Source organism: Brucella tritici, assembly GCF_008932295.1.
Classification (GTDB): domain Bacteria; phylum Pseudomonadota; class Alphaproteobacteria; order Rhizobiales; family Rhizobiaceae; genus Brucella; species Brucella tritici.
The window spans coordinates 20,611-38,820 of record NZ_WBWA01000009.1; the positions used below are offsets into that span (position 1 = coordinate 20,611).

Consider the following 18,210-nt stretch of genomic DNA (forward strand, 5'->3'; position numbering starts at 1 on the left):
TTTCCAGCGAACCTTTTTCGTGTCCGGAAATGCGTCACAACAGGAAATGGAACGGCTCATCAAAACCGTTCTAGGGCTTTTCAAGCAAAGATGACTGGGACTTCAGATCACCCCTGTTCTGAAATGTTCTCATTGTCGGAAGCGGTCAAAACATTGAGTAACACTGTAACCACAAAAAAGGTAAGGCGAGCGCCCCGGCGTTCAACGGTCCTTGCCGCGTCGTTAGCCAGCTTTCTGGTTATCGTCATCACGACCTATCTGGGCCTTCTGGCTGTCACATTCTTTATTGGCCGTGTGGTGCCGATCGACCCCGTGCTTGCCATCGTCGGCGACCGCGCTCCCGCGCATGTCGTGGCGCGCGTGCGGGAAGAAATGGGCTTCAACCTGCCCTATTACCAGCAGTTCTATCTTTACGTTAAGGGCGTGCTGCAAGGCGATTTCGGCACTTCTGTGCTCACGACCAATCCGGTCATGACCGATATTCGCCGCGTCTTCCCGGCGACGATGGAACTTGCCACCGTAGGCACCATCATCGGCGCCCTCTTCGGCATTCCGCTCGGCGTTCTCGCTGCTGTCAAGCGCGGCAGCCTTGTCGACCAGATTGTGCGCGTGATCGGCCTCGTCGGCTATTCGGTGCCGATCTTCTGGCTCGGCATGCTGGCACTTCTGATTTTCTATGCGCGGCTCGGCTGGACTTCCGGTCCCGGACGTATCGACATCACATTCGAATATACTTTCACGCCGATCACCGGTTTCTACCTGATCGACGCGATTCTCCAGCGCGACTGGCCTGCCCTCAAGGATATTATCTCCCATCTTATCCTGCCGTCGGCTTTGCTCGGCTACTTCTCCCTGGCCTATATCAGCCGCATGACCCGTTCCTTCATGCTCAATGAGCTGGAACAGGAATATATCGTTGCTGCTCGCGCCAAGGGCATTTCGGAAACCCGAATCATCTGGGGTCACGCGCTGCGCAATGCCGCTGTCCCGCTCGTTACCGTGATTGCGCTTTCCTATGCCGGACTTCTGGAAGGTTCGGTCCTGACCGAGACCATCTTCTCCTGGCCCGGTCTCGGACTCTACATCACCAATTCACTCCAAAACGCTGATATGAATGCCGTTCTCGGTGGCACAATCGTCATCGGGTCGGTCTTTATCGCGCTCAACCTCGTGTCCGATCTTCTCTATCGGGTTCTCGATCCAAGGACGCGCGTACGATGAGCCAAATGACAGATACTTCCAACCTCTCATGGCGCGAATGGCTGCTTACCGAGCGGCCACAGTCGCGTACGCAAGCCCGCCTCGGCCGCGCCTATATGGTCTGGCGGCGTTTCACTGCCAACAAGCTCGCCGTCCTTGGCTTGCTAATCATCATCGGGCTGCTCGTCGTTGCAGCGCTGGCCGATGTGCTGGCGCCGCATTCGCCCGTTGTTGGCGATCTCGCCAATGCACGTCTTCTGCCGCCGGGAACACCCGGCTATCTGCTCGGCACCGATGATCAGGGCCGCGATATTCTTTCGCGTCTGATCTATGGCTCCCGCCTCACCCTCTATGTCGTGCTTCTGGTCGCCATCATCGCCGCGCCTATCGGCCTTCTGGTCGGCACTGTGGCCGGCTATGCCGGTGGCTGGGTCGATGCCGTGCTGATGCGCATCACCGACATCTTCCTTGCCTTCCCGAAGCTCATTCTGGCGCTGGCCTTCGTTGCGGCTCTCGGACCCGGCATCGAAAATGCCATCATCGCCATCGCGATCACCTCATGGCCGCCCTATGCGCGTATTGCGCGTGCAGAAACGCTGACCGTGCGCAACTCGGATTATATCTCCGCCGTTCGCCTGATGGGCGCTTCACCGATCCGCATCGTCGTGCGTCATATCATGCCGCTCTGCACATCTTCGCTGATCGTGCGTGTGACGCTCGACATGGCAGGTATCATCCTTACCGCCGCCGGTCTTGGCTTCCTCGGCCTCGGCGCACAACCGCCACTGCCTGAATGGGGTGCGATGATCGCTTCCGGTCGCCGCTTCATTCTCGACCAGTGGTGGGTTGCCGCCATGCCGGGTATCGCGATCCTGATCGTCAGCCTTGGCTTCAATCTGCTGGGCGATGGCCTGCGCGATGCGCTCGATCCGCGGGGTAACAACCAATGAAGCCTCTTCTGACTGTTGAAGACCTGCGCGTCACCTTCCCGACGCGCACAGGCGCAATCGAGGCGGTGCGCGGTGTCAGCTTCGAGCTTGGCCGCGAGCGTCTCGGTATTGTTGGCGAATCCGGCTCTGGCAAATCGCAGACCGGTCGCGCCATCATGGGCCTTACCCCGCTCCATGCGCAGATCACCGCCAGGAAACTTGAGTTCGATGGCATCGATCTTCTTAATGTGTCGGCTCGTGAGCGCCGCGCCCTGCGCGGTGGCCGCATCGCCATGGTGTTGCAGGACCCGAAATATTCGCTCAATCCTGTCATGACCATAGGCAAGCAGATTGCCGAAACGCTGAAGGCTCACGGCAAGTTCAGCGGCGATGAGATTCGCAAGCGTTCCATCGCCATGCTCGAAGCCGTGCAGATCCGTGATGCCGAACGTGTGATGAAGCTCTATCCGCACGAAGTTTCGGGCGGTATGGGCCAGCGCGTCATGATCGCCATGATGCTGGTGGCCGAGCCGGAAATGCTGATCGCCGACGAACCGACTTCGGCCCTCGACGTGACGGTTCAGCTCGAAGTGCTCGGCATTCTGGACAAGCTGGTTGCCGAGCGCGGCATGGGACTGATCTTTGTCAGCCACGACCTGCGCCTCGTTTCTTCCTTCTGCGACCGCGTCATCGTGATGTATGCGGGCAAGATCGTAGAGGAAATTGCGGCGAAGGACCTCGCCAATGCGAAACATCCCTATACGCAAGGATTGCTGAACTGCATGCCGAAAATCGGAGCCGATCGCCATCCCCTGCCCACCTTGCAGCGCGAGGAGGCTTGGAAGCTATGACCGAGAAAGCTATGAGCACGGCATCTGCACTGAGCGTCGACAATATCGACGTCTATTTCGACCATTTCCATGCGCTGAAATCGGTCAGCATCGACGTAGCACGCGGTGAATCCTACGGCCTCGTGGGCGAATCCGGTTCCGGCAAGTCGACCCTGCTGCGCGCTGTTGCAGGACTGGCACCCGTCGAAGATGGCGAAATCCGTATAGATGGGCAATTGCTGAAAACACCGCGCGACAAGGCATTCTATCGCAATGTCCAGATGGTGTTTCAGGACCCTTACGGCTCGCTGCATCCCCGGCAGACCGTGGATCGGCTGTTGCTGGAGCCGCTTGCCATCCATGGCGTCGGCGACACGGAACAGCGCATCGTGAAGGCGCTCGATGAAGTCGGCCTTGGTTCCGGCTTCCGCTTTCGCTATCCGCACCAGCTTTCAGGCGGCCAGCGCCAGCGTATAGCCATTGCCCGCGCCCTGATCGTTGAGCCCAGCATATTGCTGCTTGACGAACCGACCTCAGCGCTCGACGCATCGGTTCAGGCGGAAGTGTTGAACCTGCTCGAACAGGTTCGGCGCGACCGCAACCTGACCTTCGTCATGGTCAGTCACGATCTTGGCGTTGTAACCCATATGTGCGACCGGCTTGCCGTCATGCGCAATGGGGAGGTCTTGGAACAGTTGCAGGCAGACGATCTTGTCAGCGGCAATATCCATGCCGACTATACGAAGAACCTGATGCGGGCCAGCGAAGGCTTCCGCAGGTAATGCAAAAGCTTGTCTCCCAGAAGTGGTAACCAGTTTTGGGATAAAGACATGCAAAAAAAGGGGACCTTCCGGTCCCCTTTTTCATTGCATCAATCGTCGGATGCCTTGCGCGGTGTGTCGCCATCCTGCCCGCGCCGCCAATAGGCGACAATAAGCTGGCGATCCTTCGCAACATTACGTTCCTTGCGCATATAGGTGCGGATCGACCGGAATGCGTTGAACTCGCAACCGGCCCAGACGTAAATGTCTTCCTCGTCTTCCGGTAGTTCGACCGCACGCACCGCATCCTGCAGCAATGTCGTCGTTCCAGCTTCCGCGCCATCGCGGTTCAGCCACTGCAGATCGACATCAGCTCGCGAGACAAGTTCCTGCTGTTCTGAAGTACTGCCGATCTCGACGCGCACAACCGCCTTGGTGCCTTCCGGCAACCGTTCCAGAATGCGCCCGATGGCGGGCAGCGCGGTTTCATCGCCCGCCAGCAGATACCACTTCGCATCGCCTGCATCACCGCCGCCCGGACCGGTCATCCCGACAATATCGCCCGGCTTGGCGCTGACAGCCCAACCCGAACCCGGCGCATCGCAATCATCGCCATGAACGACCATATCAATATCCACCCATCCGGCTGCGGGATCGATGTTGCGGATCGTATAGACACGCGTGGCAAGCTTGGCGTCGCCATCCGGCCAGACCGGACGGCCATCTTCGCCGGTTGTGGGCCATTGCGGCTTGGCAAGACCTTCCGGTGGAAACAGCAGGCGTATATGAAGACCCAACTGCGAGAAGCGGAACAGGTTTTCGCCTTTCAGACGAATACGACGCATATGCGGCGTCACATTCGACACTGCGACGACCTGCATCTCGCGGAAATAGGGCAGCGGCAGTCCAGCGGCCCCATCACCTTCCCAGATAATCTTCGGCTTGGCGCTGCCCTTGTCGAGAAATTCCAGCACATGTTCGGCGATGGAATATTTCATATAGGCAAGACCGGTTTCGTCCCCGCTCGTGACGTCGACGCTAACCGTTTCATCATCCCATTGCACATCAGCCTTACCGAAGCTCAACACCAGCTTGGCCGTGCTGCCCTGCCGATGCACGTCGGCATGCTCCACAAAATGATCGAGAAGCTGATTGACCACATGACCGGCATTTGTGAGTGCAAAGCGGGTATTGGCGTTGAGTTCGGACATGCCCCGTCCTCCTTTGGGAAACAATTTTCCCAGCCTTACCCGAATATAACATGACTGTTCAAGTCATCTTTTAGCTTTGGACCCGCAATAAATTGTGACAGGGAGCGCCTGCCGCCAGACATCGAAAGAGCCGAGTGCGCCAGCTTGCGCGACGCCAAGGCGCGTCAATTCTCCGCCGAACGTCTCACGCCAGTTAAAAAGCAGCATCTCACTTTGCAGGGTAACGGTATTTGCGACAAGCCTGCCGCCCGGTTTCAGGGCGTTCCAGCAGGCTTGTAGCACGCCTTCATCCGTTACGCCGCCGCCGATGAAAATCGCATCCGGCTCATCCAGCCCTTCCAGCGCGAACGGTGCTTCACCCCTAACCAGCTGCAATCCGGGGGCCCCCAAAGCCGCACGATTTCGCTCGATCATCCCCTGCCGCTGTTCGTCCGCTTCGATGGCAATCGCGCGACATGAAGGATGAACGCGCATCCACTCAATGCCGATCGATCCACAACCGGCGCCAACATCCCAGAGCAGTTGCCCCGGCAATGGCTGCAATCGCGACAGAGTAACAGCGCGCACGTCGCGCTTGGTCAGTTGGCCGTCATTCTCAAAAGCTTCATCGGGCAGACCAGCGACGGGAGAAAGCAGGTTCGCTTCCGGCGCAGCTACGCATTCAATTGCCAGCACATTAAGATCGGCGCATCGCTCGTGCGACCAGTTTTCGGCAATACCTTGAACCCGGCGTTCCTTCGGCCCACCAATGTGCTCAAGCACAGTCATCCGGCTGTAGCCAAAACCCTTCTTCTTGAACATTGCCGCCGTTTTTGCAGGCGTCGAACCGTCATTGCTGAGCACGAGAAGTCTCTCGCCCGGCAGAACATGCGGGAGCAAAAACTCGAACGGGCGACCATGCACACTGACCGTTCGTACATCCTGAAGCGGCCAGCCCATGCGCGCAGCGGCGAGCGAAAGCGAAGACGGATAGGAAAGAACATGCATTTCTTCCGGTGGAAAATGCCGGGACAAAGTCGCACCCACACCAAAAAACATCGGATCGCCGCTTGCCAGCACAACTACCGGCTGGCCGCGATATGCCTCAATCATCGCGAAAGCTTCATCGAAGGGAGATGGCCAGGCCACGCGCTCGGCTTTGATATTGCCACTCAGAAAATCCAGATGACGCTTGCCGCCAAAAATGACCGCAGCGGAGCTGAGCGCCGTGAGTGCGGTCTTTCCAAGCCCGTCCAACCCGTCTTCACCGATCCCGATCACTGTCAGCCAGCGTGCCATGCGCGATGCTCCTTTTCCCTGTTCGTATGGCGGGGCAGTAGCAAGTGCAAGCGGCAAGGCGTATAAGGCCAATATGTTGAGCCAGCAAAACCGCCAGACCGACGCAATAAGACCTGACAGGCGCAACGCCTGCCCCGGACTTTCACGTATGGTCATGGCCAGGGATGGGGCTATTGCCCGTATCAAACTGCGGCTCGGTCGCCTGTCAGCCGATCAGGCGCGTTCGATTGCAGCAATAGCTGAACGTTTCGATGCAGGCGCAATAGAGCTGTCGATTCGCTCCAATATCCAGTTGCGCGGCATTGAGCCCAGACATTGGGACGATGTTGTCGCGGCACTTCAGGAGGTCGGCCTTGGCACCGACAATCCCGGCGCGGATGATATTCGCAATGTGATGGTCAGCCCCACCGCTGGCATTGACCGGGGCCAGATATGCGACGTCACCGGACTGGCATCGTCTGTGCTGGACATGCTGCAGGCCAATGAGGCTTTCTATGCCCTGTCGCCGAAATTCTCGTTGCAAATCGACGGTGGCGAAAACTGCGCGATGATTTCTCATCCCGGCGACATCTGGCTTTCGGCAATAGACGGCAAGACCTTTGCTTTTGGCCTTGCTTCGTCTCCCGACAGGGAAGCGATGGGGGCTTTAGATGCGCAACATGCCCTGCCCTTCATCGAAGCGATGCTCCACCATTTTTTAAGCCAAGGCAGTTTTGCACGGATGAAGCATCTGTTCGAGGCCACCCCTCCATCAAAGTTTCTGGCCGAACTGGACCGGGAGTTGTCATTTCCCGTCCACCCGGCAACCGGCTGGAAGCGCAAGGCACCGGTGCCATTCTCGCATCTCGGCAACAGGCAGCAATCTGACGGTTCATTTTATGTTGGCGCCATACCACTCCTGGGACGGCTGACACCGCAGCAACTCGCAGGTCTGGCAGACCTCGCCGACAGCGGAAAGCGTGAACTGCGCCTTACGCCATGGCAAGGTGTTATCCTGCCTTATGTAGGCGAAACCCAGATTGGTGAAGTAACCGAGAAATTTCGTTTGCTTGACATCGAAACGACAGCCGAAGCCCCACATGCGCGGCTTCGTGCCTGTTCGGGATCAAATGGCTGCGTCTCCGCACTCGCCGACACACAGACGGACGGTAAAAGACTGGCAACGTATTTGACCTCAGGAAAATCATCCGTGCACATCACGGGATGCACCAAGTCATGCGCCGCACTTTCACCTTTACCGCACACGCTTCTGGCGCGCGCGACGGGTCGCTACGATCTTTATGCGCAAGAGCCGTTTCCGCAAGACGGGGCTGGACCATCACGCTTTGGACGGCTATTGGCGACTGATATTACCATTGACGAAGCGGCGCGACTTCTGAACGCCCGACACTGATTAGAGTGGTCATCATGACAGACTATATTCGCGACGGACAGGCCATTTACGACCGGTCCTTCGCCATCATTCGCGCCGAGGCAGATCTAAGCCGGATACCAGCCGATCTGGAAAAGCTTGCAGTCCGTGTCATTCACGCCTGCGGCATGGTGGATGTGGTCAATGACCTCGCTTTCTCGGAAGGCGCTGGCAAGGCCGGGCGCGACGCCCTGCTCGCCGGTGCGCCCATTCTCTGTGATGCGCGCATGGTGGCAGAGGGCATCACCCGTTCTCGTCTGCCCGCCAATAACGAAGTCATCTGCACACTTGGCGACCCATCGGTTCCTGAACTTGCGACGAAGATCGGCAATACCCGCTCGGCCGCAGCGCTCGACCTCTGGCTCCCGCATCTTCGCAACAGTATTGTTGCAATCGGCAATGCGCCGACCGCCCTCTTCCGCCTGTTCGAATTGCTGGATGCTGGCGCGCCAAAACCTGCGCTCATCATCGGCATGCCGGTCGGCTTTGTCGGCGCGGCAGAATCCAAGGACGAACTCGCCGCCAACAGCCGCGGTGTACCTTATGTGATTGTACGCGGAAGACGCGGTGGCAGCGCCATGACGGCGGCGGCAGTCAATGCGCTCGCTTCGGAGCGCGAATAATGACGGTAAAGGGCAGACTGTTTGGCCTGGGCGTCGGCCCTGGTGATCCCGAACTGATAACGCTGAAAGCCCTGCGCCTTCTCAAAAGCGTACCGGTTGTGGCTTATCACGCCGCCAAGGGGAAGAAGGGCAATGCCCTCACTATCGTCGAGGAATATCTCTCACCGGAACAGGTTCTGGTGCCGCTGATCTATCCGGTGACCACGGAAAAGCTCCCCGCACATATGGACTACGAACAGATCGTCAGCGATTTCTACGGCGAGATAACGAGCACGATAGCGAACCACCTTGATCGCGGTCAGGATGTGGCCGTGATCGCGGAAGGTGATCCATTTTTCTATGGCTCGTTCATGTATATTCACGACCGGCTTGCAGACCAGTATGAAACGGAAGTCGTGCCCGGCGTCTGCTCCGTCCTTGGCGCTTCGGCTGTGCTGGGCGCGCCACTGGTCTATCGCAATCAGACATTGTCCGTTCTGTCCGGCGTCATGAGCGTGGAAGAACTGACGCGGCGGCTCGCGGATACAGGCGCTGCGGCTATCATGAAGCTTGGCAAAAACCTCGACAAGGTTCGCGCAGTACTGGGCGATCTCGGTCTCATGGACCGTGCGCTCTATGTCGAGCGCGCCACCATGGCCAATCAGCGCATTGTGCCGCTGGCGGAAGTCGATGGCAGCGACTGCCCCTATTTCTCGATCATTCTCGTTCCGGGGCAAAAATGGAACGGCGCATGATCCCTGCGATTCTGGTTCTCGGAGAAGCCGCAGTGCCTGCCGCGCAACGCATCGCGGCAGCTTTGCAACATGCCGAGATGCGCGGCCTCCAGAACCGTGTTGCGTCGCTGGACAACACTTTCGTGCATTTCGGCGATGCGGTCCGGTCGCTTTATGAGGAAGGCCGCCCCATCATTGCGCTTTGCGCAGCCGGTATTGTGATCCGGGCTCTGGCACCACTTCTGCAGAACAAGCGTGTCGAACCGCCGGTTCTTGCCGTGGCCGAAGATGGAAGCGCGGTTGTGCCGCTATTAGGTGGTCTCTCCGGGGTCAACGACATGGCCCGGCAGATCGCAGCAGCACTTGAGGTTGCGCCCGCCATAACCACATCCGGCGAACTGCGGTTCGGGATCAATCTGTTGCACCCGCCTGCCGAACTGGCCCTTGCCAATCCTGACGACGCGAAAAATTTCACGTCGAACCTTCTTGCGGGACAGAAGGTGCGGCTTGACGGAACATCACGCTGGCTTGCAGGTTCCAAACTGCCTTTCGGCGACGACGGCTCGCTGACGATCAGCATAACGCCTCATATTCGCACGCCCCGGCCAGACGACCTGATTTATCATCCTCGCAGCGTGGTGATTGCCGTCGATAGGGTCAGCGAGAACATTCGGAACGATATTGAAGATGCTCTCGCCAATGCAGGCATTGCCCCGGCCTCTCTGGCACTGCTTCTCGCCCGCGAAAAAGACTGCACCTCGCCACAGCTTCAGCACGCGGCAAAGAGCCTCGGCGTTCCGCTGCGCTATGTTGCAGATGCAAAGGATGCTCGTGAAGTCGTCCTTCGCTCGGTAGAACAGCCGGTCGAGCTGACAGAGCGCGAGGGGCTTGCCATTGCGGTGGCTGCCAGCCCGGCAGATGTTCTGTTTGTCGGTCGAAAACGCGGCAAGCTGGTCGTTATCGGCCTTGGGCCGGGATCACGAGAGCTGATGACGCCTGCCGTTCAGCACGAACTGGAACAGGCAGAAGACATTCTCGGCTATGAGACCTATGTGCGGATGGCCGAGGAGAATCTTCGTCCTTTCCGCGCCGACCAGACCGTTCATATGACCGACAATCGGGAAGAGATGCAGCGCGCACGCCATGCATTCGAACTCGCGGCTTCCGGGCGGCATGTCGCCATGGTTTCCTCGGGAGATCCTGGTGTTTTCGCCATGGCTGCGGCGGTCGTCGAAGCGCTCCACGAGACGGATAACACCGCATGGCATGGGGTGGAGCTTGTCATCCAGCCCGGTATCTCCGCGGCGATGGCTGCTGCATCACGCATCGGGGCGCCGCTCGGGCACGACTTCTGCATTATTTCGCTATCGGATAATCTGAAGCCCTGGGAAATTATAGAGAAGCGCCTTGCACTCGCCGCCGAAGGCGATCTCGCCATGGCGTTCTACAATCCCATCTCCAGAGCACGCCCGCATCAGCTTGGTCGCGCGCTTGAAATCCTGCGGCAACATCGGTCTCCCGAAACACCCGTTGTTCTTGGGCGCGACATCGGCAGACCGGCGGAGACGACACGAACAACCACGCTCGGCACACTCACACCGGATGATGTCGACATGCGAACCGTGGTGATCGTCGGCTCGTCCCACACGCAAGTTTTTGCCAAGACTGATGGCAGGGAGTGGGTATATACGCCGCGCTGGTACGGCAAAAAGCCAGAGAAATGACAAACAAAAAGGCAGGGAAATCCCTGCCTTTTTCATATGTTAGCCCTAATTGTTGAATCAGTTCTTCTTCGCCTTGGCCTTTTTCGGCTGGGTAGCGGCGGCTGCGTCTGCCTTGGCTGCTGCGGCTTCGGCTGCAACCTGATCCGCGCTCTTCGGTGACGTATCGATAACGGCGCGCACACCGCCCTTGGCGGTTAGCTGGCAAACTGCGGTACGCAGGTCGACCTTGAGATCAACATCGGTGCCGCCTGCAGCGCCCGGACGGGAGTTGACGGCGGAAATAGCGTGCTCCGGCAGGAAATACTTGTTGGCAGCGGCAGTGATGCATGGCTGCGCGAGCGCCGGATCGACATAAGCCGTCGGCGTGAAGCGAGGCATCGAAATCGTCGGCGCGCTGATCGGGGCATCGGTTTTGCCCGGCGTCGCCGTTGTGGTCGGAACAGTCGTCGTGCAGGCAGCGGCAAGCGGGGCCAACATGGCAATGGCTAGAAAACGGGCTCCGGTGCGGGCGCGTCCGTACATGATCTACCTCATAGGATCTGCTGAGTAGGTAAAATTTTAAGTTCGATAACTATTCGGTTTTGCTCGATTGTCGAGTGGCAGGAAGGTCACATTGCCAGAATTTCGATTCGCATCCACAGTCTGGCGTCACTGTTTTGCGAGAATCCAGTTCAACATCTCGCGCCAGTCCGACATCCGGATCGGCGTACCATGGTTGCCGCTCTCGAAACGCCGGAACTGAACCGGATAGCCCGGCGCACGCTTTCGGATCTCGCGATAGAAAGCCTCCTGCTTATCGATTGCAAAAACCGGATCACGGCTTCCATGTCCAAAGAAAACCGGTACGCGTTTTTTGAATGCCGGTGACTTGAAAAACCCGTCATCCCAAAGTGAGCCGAGCAGAATGAGACCAGCAAGCTGGTTTCCCGTCTTTTCATTGGAGGCTATGCGCCAGCATAGTGTTCCGCCCTGCGAACCACAGGACAGGATCAACGGAGCATTTGGCGACGATGCCTTGGCTGCTTCGATCAGCCCGGCAATCTGTGCCTCGCCCGTATCGGCGAAATCCTTGAAATCCGGCGTAATATAGAGACCGCCATTCAGGGCCGCGAGATTCTTCACACGGTTGAAATTGCCCCCGAAGGTAAAATCATTCATGCCCTGCAGGCGATTGCCGCCCCGACCATGCAGGTAGATGACGATGAAGGACGCGCCTTCGCGCTTGCCCGCTATCATGGCCTTCACCGGCCCGGCGGCAGTTTGAAAGGTGACATCCTTCTGGTAGGCACGTGCCTTCAGCGAGACATAGGCGTCTTTTACACGCTTTTCGGGCACCGCATCGCGCCCGTTGATATCACGCATCTCGTTGTAATCGATGATCTTGTAGTCGCCGTTGTCGGCGCTGCTGATAATGCCGGGATAGGCGAAATAATCGTCCTTGTACGGTGGCAACGATGCTGCCCCCGATGCCATCACAGTCGAGAACAGAAACAATGCCCCAAACAGGCCACCAATTCCATGCTTCGACATTCTGCAGCTCATCGGATTACAGCTCCAGCGTATGGTAACGCCTGTTGAGATAGACCAGCGCCTCGTCCTCGGATTTGGACCGCAGGCCCACGACTTCCCCGAAGAGCACGTGATGCGTGGAATGATCCTGTACGCTGACAACCCGGCAGTCGAAAGCGGCAAGCGCACCCTGCAATAGGGGCGCTCCGGTCACCTGCACATCCCAGCGCGCCAGTTCGAAACGCTCGTCCTGCGTCAGTCCGATACGGCCGGAAAATGCATCCGCAAGCTGCTGATGCGACCCTGCGAGCGTGTTCACAGCAAAAACACCGTTTTCGATGAACAGCCGATTTTCTTCATGAATCTTCTGCAGGCAGATCAGGATCGTCGGCGGATTGTCCGACACCGAACAGGCGGCGGTCAGCGTAAGGCCGCGCCTTCCCGCACTACCGGCCGTCGTGACGATCTGCACTGCGCCAGCGTAATGACTCATCGCATCCCGATAGGACTTGGATTCCACCGAAGCTGCACTTGAAATGAAGTTGTTAATCGTTTGCACGTCGAACAGAATCCGTCTTGCCAAGGGCATATCACCTGAAGCCAGCTACCTTAATAACGGGCCCACTAAACGGGCATTGCACAAAGGCGAGGAAACAGCTACCCACTTTTCGTTGAAAATGCCACGAATTGTTTAATGAAGACGGATCACGTGATCGAGTTTGGGAAACGTCCGACCGCAGCGCTGACAAGTATCATCCTTGCACTGCTGGCCAGTTCAGTACTGGCACAGGCGGAGGATATGCGCGTTGGGCTTGCAGCGCCGCTGTCCGGGACCTTCGCTCCATTGGGCAATCAGCTCGCCGAAGGCGCTCGCGTCGCGGCCACGGCGAAGGGCGCAGAACTCGTTATTTTCGATGACCGTTGCGATGCCGAAGGCGGCAAGGAGGCCGCAGAGCAATTTGTGAAGGAAAACGTCCGTATAGCGACCGGTTTCCTATGCCCCGAAGCGCTTGAGGCAGCACTTCCCATCCTCGCAGCCAGCAATATACCCATTGTGACATCAGGGGTCAGCGAACCAACGCTGACCGAAAGGCGTGCGCCAGCACCTATGGCGGTGTTCCGTCTTGCAACTGGTCTTGAGAAGGAAACGCAGGCGACCGGGAGCTTCCTTGGCAGCCTTTGGCGCGCGCAACCCTTCGCAATCATCGATGACGGCACCATTGAAGGGCGCGAACGCGCCGCCCGTGTTCTGGCCAGCCTTAAAGAGCAGCAATTACAGCCGGTTTTCACAGACACCTATCGTCCGGGTCTCGACAATCAGAATGCGCTGGTCGCCCGGCTGCGACGTGCAGGCGCTACCCATGTTTATGTCGGCGGCGAACGTGACGATATAGCATCTATAGGCGCAAGTGCTGCCGCGCTGAACTATCCGCTGACGATCGCTGGCGGCAGTCTTCTTGACGCCGCCTCAGGCGCACAGCCTTTAAGTCCGGGCACATTGATGATTGCGCCGCTCCCCCCGCAGGATCTTTCGACAGCAAAGCCTGCAATCGATGCATTGCGTCAGGCCGGGAAACTTGCAGACGCCTATGCAATCATTGGCTATGCCAGCGCGGAAATCCCTGCCGATGTAATCAAGCGAGCCGACGAGCAGAAGCAGCCGATTATCGACACACTCCGCAATAATTCCTTTGAAACCGTTCTTGGCACCATCAAGTTCGACGGCAACGGTATCCGTACCGACAACCCGAACCGTCTGCAGCGTTTCGATGGCAAGCGGTTCGTGCTAGCCGACAAGTAGCCCAATCAGGCTTGCAGCAATCACCAGTCCGGTCATCAGGCTCATCGTCGACCAGAAAAGGTGGAGCGCAGCATCGATATCATCCGCGTTGGCATCGCGTTTGCCGGATGCATTCAGCATCGGCCCTTCGACTTTTTCGGCACCATATTGACGCGGACCGGCAAGCGCCAATCCCAGCCCGCCTGCAAAGGCCGATTCCGGCCAGCCCGCATTGGGCGAGCGATGCAGTCGCGCATCACGGCGCATGACCGAGAACGCCTCTTTTCCCGAAAGCCTGTCTTTCGTGATCGCAGTGGCGAGGGAGGCGAGCAGTCCGGTCAGTCTGGCTGGGATATAATTAGCGACATCGTCCAGCTTTGCGGCAAAACGACCAAAGTCACGATAGCGATCATTCAGATGGCCGATCATGGAATCAGCGGTATTGATCAGCTTGTAGGCAAACAAACCGGGCAAACCACCGACCAGAAACCAGAACGCAGGCGCAACGATGCCATCCGAAGCGTTCTCGGCAAGACTTTCTATCGCTGCACGGCTGACACCGCTTTCATCGAGATGTTCGGGATTGCGCCCGACGATCATCGACACAGCCCGGCGACCGCCCTCGATACCCTCCTCCTTCAATGCCAGTGCGACCGCCTGCACATGATCGGCAAGGCTTTTCTGTGCAAGCAGCACCGTCACGATCAGGATTTCGGCAATTGCACCGGCAGTCCCGGCGAAAGGCAAAGAGAGTTCAAGCACAAGCCCGAGAACCACACAGGCCATCACCAGCCCAATCGTCAGCCACATGCCGTTTCGGCGAAGCACCGAGGCAGGAAGATTGCGATTATTCCAGCGCTTTTCGCCCCACGAAATTGCTTTCCCGAACAGGACGACCGGATGCGGCACCCTGTGCCATAGCTGTGGCGGGTCGCCGACAAAGCGATCCAGAAGAAGCGCCAGCGAAAGGATAATCAGCTTTATTTCCATGAGCTTGACCAGAAAAACTGAATCAAAATTTCAACGCCTTTTCAAACCGCGCAAGCGCCACATCATCCAAAGGCAAACCAATGCGCAACCAGCGCGGGGCGTAATCGAACTTCCGGACCAGAATATGTCTCTCGCACAATCTGGTATAAATCCCCAGCGAATCCGCGTGTTCAACGAGAGAAAACAGCGCCGTTCCGCCAATTTCCTTCAGACCGTTTTTTCCCAGAACAGCCGACAATTCCAGCCGCCGCAGGTCGATGCGGGCGCGATAATCCGCAAGCGTTCCGGCATTGCTGAAAGCGTGATTGGCGATTGCCAGCGCCGGGCCGGAAACCGCCCATGGTCCTAGCCGCCGCTCCAATGTCTCAACGAAACGAGCGCCTGCAATTGCAAAGCCCAACCGAATGCCAGCAAGACCGAAGAACTTGCCGAAGGATTTCAGCACGATCATCGATGCATCTTCCGCATTTGCCGCGACGCTGACGGCCTCATGTGCATCGGCGAAAGCCTCGTCAACAACCAGAAACCCGCCGCGAGCACCGAGCTTTTGCGAAAGATGCAGGAGAGCCTCTTTCGAAATCACACGACCGTCGGGATTGTTCGGGTTAACGATGACTGCCGCAGTCGCCTCGTCTGGAATATCGTCAATCGTCGCGCATTGCACAACCTTCCAGCCGGAAGCGGAAAATGAGGCCGCGTGCTCCTGATAAGTAGGCCCGAGGACTGCAACCGTCGACGGGGCAGCCAGCGTCGGAACGAGCTGAATCAGAGCCTGCGTGCCGGGCGCTGCAACAATTGATGCTTTCTCGTTCAGCCGATAATAGATGCGAGCCAGTCGCAGCGTTTCTTGCAGCAACCCTTCATCCGGCAGGCGGTTCCAGATTGCCGGTGTCAGTTCGGGAAGTGGAAAATGCTCGGGATTGATGCCCGTCGAAAGGTCGAGCCAATCTTGCAGCCTGCCGCCAAAACGCGCGACGGCCTTGTCGAGAGCACCTCCATGCTCGATTTCTGCACTCAAGCTTTCTCTCCGCAAAAATCGATGACATGCATGAACGAGCCTGAAACAGAACCGACCCGCAGGCCCACCTCACCAACATCATCGCCGACGGCATCACGTGCACGGAAAAGACGATCAGCCTTTCCCTCACGCACGATGCTGGCATAGTGGAACTCATGCGCTTTCAGTGGCTCCGTCCAGGGAGAGCCTGCAAGCGGTTCCAGCACGCGGTAGCCGAGATGCAATTTTCTTTTCGCAAAGCTCGTCTCAAGCGGCAGAAGACCCAGCATAGGGTGGGCAACCCCCTCTGCATCCTGCAAGCTCTCGCCGAGAACCATGTAGCCGCCGCATTCGCCGTAAACTGTTATCCCACGGGCTGCAGCTTCGCGTATGCCCGCCTGAAAACGTCCGGCCTGCGCCAAACGCCCTGCGTGCAATTCAGGATAACCGCCCGGCAGATAGATCGCGTCGGCATCCTGTCTCGGAGACTCATCGCCGAGCGGTGAGAAGAATGAAATCTCCGCCCCTCGCCTGCGCCAGCCTTCAAACAAATGCGCATAGGCAAAGGCAAATGCGTCATCGCGGGCAACGGCAATGTGGTTGCCCAGCGGCTTCAGGCGCGGCACATTGGCCATCGCATCGAAGCGCTTCGGTCGCGACCAGATCGTCTGCAGCGCGACCAGATCGATATGCGTTTCCATTGCATCTGCAGCGTGTTCGAGAAAGCTCTCAAGATCAGAGTGCTCGCCCGCCTGCACCAGCCCCAGGTGCCTTTCCGGCAAGGAAAGAGCAGTATCGCGGGGCAATGCACCAAGAACCGGAATACGGAGCGGCTCCAATGCGCCGCGCAACATAGCCTCATGCCGGGAGCTGCCAACGCGATTGAGGATGATTCCCGCAATCAGCACATCCTTGCGAAACTGGCTGAAACCCCAGACAAGAGCGGCAATGGAATGTGATTGCCGCGCACAATCCACCACCAGCACCACCGGCAGATCGAGAAGCCGGGCAAGATCGGCAGATGAACCCTTGCCGTCCATCGCTCCGTCAAAGAGCCCCATCATGCCCTCGGCAACCAATAGCTTGGCACCACTTTCCGTCATGCGGGAGGACAGTGCACTGATAAGTTCAGGGCGCATCGCCCAAGGGTCCAGATTGAAGCAATCCACCCCGCTTGCAGCCTTGTGGTAGGCAGGGTCGATATAGTCGGGACCGACCTTCACCGGCGCAAGCGCTTCTCCCTGCCGCTTCAAGGCGCGCAGCAAACCCAGCGTTACCGTTGTCTTGCCAGACCCGGAAGCTGGCGCTGCTATCATGAACCCCTTCATGCGCTTCGCGCTCCCTCACTTTGATTTCGTCTGGCAAGCGGATCGCTGGACAGGATTTTACCGTTCAACGCACCCATCCAATCGAGCCCGGCGCGCAGACGAACCACTTCACCTACGACCACAATTGCAGGCGGGTTCAGCCCCGCCGCTTCAACATCTTTCGCAGCCCGCGCCAATGTCGTTTCAAGCACCGTCTGGTTGGGGAGGCTTGCATTACACACGAAGGCGACAGGCTCATCCGGCGAACGCCCAGCCTCGATCAGCCGCCTGGCGATGAGGTCTATGTGTTTCATCGCCATATACATGACGATAACCGGCGCGGAACTGGCAATGCCGGTCCAGTTGATCCCGTCGGGCATCGACCCGCTGGCATCGTGACCGGTCAAAAACGTCACCGATTGATTGATATCGCGATGGGTGGCTGCAATGCCTGCATAGGCAAGGCCGCCGATTCCTGCGGTCACTCCGGGAACGATGCGGAACGGAACACCATGTTCCACCAAGGTCAGCGCCTCTTCTGCTCCCCGTCCGAAAACAAACGGATCGCCGCCTTTCAGGCGAAGCACCTTCTTGCCCTGTTTCGCAAGTTCAACAAGCCGCAGGGATATATCGCGCTGTTTCGGCGACGGCTTACCGCCGCGTTTGCCTGCATATTCCAGAACAGCATCCGCATTCTTGAGAGAAAGACAGGAATCATCCACCAGCGCGTCATAAACGATGACTTCCGCCTGCTGCAGAGCATTGACGGCATGAAGCGTCAAAAGGCCGGGATCTCCCGGCCCGGCCCCAACGAGCCAGACATGGCCGGATTCCATCGCAGGCAAGGTCACTTTGCTCCTCGCAATGACACATGCTGCCGTTTCTTCAGCCTTGTTCATTCTCGTCAACCACATTGATCCACTAGCGGCACAGCTATCAGATACATT

At 58.1% G+C, this 18,210-nt stretch carries 18 protein-coding genes; 9 read left to right on the forward strand and 9 right to left on the reverse strand.

The features are described from left to right. Nucleotides 1–123: 123 nt before the first annotated feature. Genes F9K91_RS11435 through F9K91_RS11450 form a run of 4 tightly spaced genes read left to right on the forward strand, consistent with a single transcriptional unit; the run spans nucleotide 124 to nucleotide 3,741 of the window. Nucleotides 124–1,221 (forward strand): ABC transporter permease, encoded by a 1,098-nt coding sequence (locus F9K91_RS11435; protein WP_407922022.1) that lies wholly within the window; start codon nucleotides 124–126, stop codon nucleotides 1,219–1,221. Then, a complete protein-coding gene (locus F9K91_RS11440; RefSeq protein WP_061346124.1) occupies nucleotides 1,218–2,150 on the forward strand; it encodes an ABC transporter permease in 933 nt (310 codons plus the stop codon). The genes F9K91_RS11435 and F9K91_RS11440 overlap by 4 nt, the downstream gene beginning before the upstream one ends. Next, the gene (locus F9K91_RS11445; RefSeq protein ID WP_061346123.1) at nucleotides 2,147–2,980 is read left to right on the forward strand and encodes an ABC transporter ATP-binding protein; all 834 of its coding nucleotides are present in this window, start codon (nucleotides 2,147–2,149) and stop codon (nucleotides 2,978–2,980) included. Before F9K91_RS11440 ends, F9K91_RS11445 begins: the two co-directional genes overlap by 4 nt. Next, nucleotides 2,977–3,741, forward strand: a complete 765-nt coding sequence (locus F9K91_RS11450; protein WP_235912907.1) for an ABC transporter ATP-binding protein — start codon at nucleotides 2,977–2,979, stop codon at nucleotides 3,739–3,741. The genes F9K91_RS11445 and F9K91_RS11450 overlap by 4 nt, the downstream gene beginning before the upstream one ends. Before the next feature lie 89 nt (nucleotides 3,742–3,830). Here the strand turns inward: F9K91_RS11450 and F9K91_RS11455 are convergent, their stop codons facing one another. Both F9K91_RS11455 and cbiE read right to left on the reverse strand, forming a co-directional pair. Then, the gene (locus tag F9K91_RS11455; protein ID WP_151677827.1) at nucleotides 3,831–4,931 is read right to left on the reverse strand and encodes a siderophore-interacting protein; all 1,101 of its coding nucleotides are present in this window, start codon (nucleotides 4,929–4,931) and stop codon (nucleotides 3,831–3,833) included. Nucleotides 4,932–4,994: 63 nt separating this feature from the next. Next, nucleotides 4,995–6,209 carry a precorrin-6y C5,15-methyltransferase (decarboxylating) subunit CbiE gene (cbiE, locus tag F9K91_RS11460; RefSeq protein ID WP_151677828.1) on the reverse strand — a complete coding sequence of 405 codons (1,215 nt, stop codon included), beginning with the start codon at nucleotides 6,207–6,209 and terminating at the stop codon, nucleotides 4,995–4,997. Between the two features lie 73 nt (nucleotides 6,210–6,282). Between cbiE and cobG the strand changes: the two genes are divergently transcribed. Genes cobG through cobJ form a run of 4 tightly spaced genes read left to right on the forward strand, consistent with a single transcriptional unit; the run spans nucleotide 6,283 to nucleotide 10,680 of the window. Further along, a complete protein-coding gene (cobG, locus tag F9K91_RS11465; RefSeq protein ID WP_151677881.1) occupies nucleotides 6,283–7,602 on the forward strand; it encodes a precorrin-3B synthase in 1,320 nt (439 codons plus the stop codon). 14 nt (nucleotides 7,603–7,616) lie between these two features. Continuing rightward, nucleotides 7,617–8,243, forward strand: coding sequence for a precorrin-8X methylmutase (locus F9K91_RS11470; RefSeq protein ID WP_151555754.1), 627 nt, complete (start codon nucleotides 7,617–7,619; stop codon nucleotides 8,241–8,243). After that, nucleotides 8,243–8,977, forward strand: coding sequence for a precorrin-2 C(20)-methyltransferase (locus F9K91_RS11475; RefSeq protein WP_151555753.1), 735 nt, complete (start codon nucleotides 8,243–8,245; stop codon nucleotides 8,975–8,977). Before F9K91_RS11470 ends, F9K91_RS11475 begins: the two co-directional genes overlap by 1 nt. Beyond that, the gene (gene cobJ / locus F9K91_RS11480) at nucleotides 8,974–10,680 is read left to right on the forward strand and encodes a precorrin-3B C(17)-methyltransferase (RefSeq protein WP_208852693.1); all 1,707 of its coding nucleotides are present in this window, start codon (nucleotides 8,974–8,976) and stop codon (nucleotides 10,678–10,680) included. Before F9K91_RS11475 ends, cobJ begins: the two co-directional genes overlap by 4 nt. 57 nt (nucleotides 10,681–10,737) lie before the next feature. On the opposite strand, the gene F9K91_RS11485 is transcribed toward cobJ, so the two are convergent. The 3 genes from F9K91_RS11485 to F9K91_RS11495 all read right to left on the reverse strand — a co-directional run bounded on the left by F9K91_RS11485 (nucleotide 10,738) and on the right by F9K91_RS11495 (nucleotide 12,748). Beyond that, complete coding sequence (locus F9K91_RS11485) at nucleotides 10,738–11,202, reverse strand: hypothetical protein (protein ID WP_151555751.1); 465 nt, start codon at nucleotides 11,200–11,202, stop codon at nucleotides 10,738–10,740. A 126-nt stretch (nucleotides 11,203–11,328) separates the two neighbouring features. Next, nucleotides 11,329–12,210 carry an alpha/beta hydrolase gene (locus F9K91_RS11490; protein WP_151651727.1) on the reverse strand — a complete coding sequence of 294 codons (882 nt, stop codon included), beginning with the start codon at nucleotides 12,208–12,210 and terminating at the stop codon, nucleotides 11,329–11,331. A 16-nt stretch (nucleotides 12,211–12,226) separates the two neighbouring features. Beyond that, nucleotides 12,227–12,748: a flavin reductase gene (locus F9K91_RS11495; RefSeq protein ID WP_151555749.1), complete on the reverse strand. Its 522-nt coding sequence runs from the start codon at nucleotides 12,746–12,748 to the stop codon at nucleotides 12,227–12,229. A gap of 150 nt (nucleotides 12,749–12,898) precedes the next feature. Here F9K91_RS11495 and F9K91_RS11500 point away from each other — a divergent pair, with 150 nt between their 5' ends. Continuing rightward, complete coding sequence (locus tag F9K91_RS11500; protein WP_151677882.1) at nucleotides 12,899–13,990, forward strand: branched-chain amino acid ABC transporter substrate-binding protein; 1,092 nt, start codon at nucleotides 12,899–12,901, stop codon at nucleotides 13,988–13,990. Here the strand turns inward: F9K91_RS11500 and cbiB are convergent. The 4 genes from cbiB to cobA are packed head-to-tail and all read right to left on the reverse strand — an operon-like array spanning nucleotide 13,976 to nucleotide 18,162. Beyond that, nucleotides 13,976–14,959, reverse strand: coding sequence for an adenosylcobinamide-phosphate synthase CbiB (gene cbiB / locus F9K91_RS11505; protein ID WP_151677830.1), 984 nt, complete (start codon nucleotides 14,957–14,959; stop codon nucleotides 13,976–13,978). The genes F9K91_RS11500 and cbiB overlap by 15 nt on opposite strands. Before the next feature lie 22 nt (nucleotides 14,960–14,981). Beyond that, on the reverse strand, nucleotides 14,982–15,977 hold the full coding sequence (gene cobD / locus F9K91_RS11510) for a threonine-phosphate decarboxylase CobD (protein WP_151677831.1): 996 nt from the start codon (nucleotides 15,975–15,977) through the stop codon (nucleotides 14,982–14,984). Next, nucleotides 15,974–17,284, reverse strand: a complete 1,311-nt coding sequence (locus tag F9K91_RS11515; RefSeq protein WP_151677832.1) for a cobyrinate a,c-diamide synthase — start codon at nucleotides 17,282–17,284, stop codon at nucleotides 15,974–15,976. Before F9K91_RS11515 ends, cobD begins: the two co-directional genes overlap by 4 nt. Beyond that, complete coding sequence (cobA, locus tag F9K91_RS11520; RefSeq protein ID WP_151677833.1) at nucleotides 17,281–18,162, reverse strand: uroporphyrinogen-III C-methyltransferase; 882 nt, start codon at nucleotides 18,160–18,162, stop codon at nucleotides 17,281–17,283. The genes F9K91_RS11515 and cobA overlap by 4 nt, the downstream gene beginning before the upstream one ends. Between the last annotated feature and the right edge of the window lie 48 nt (nucleotides 18,163–18,210).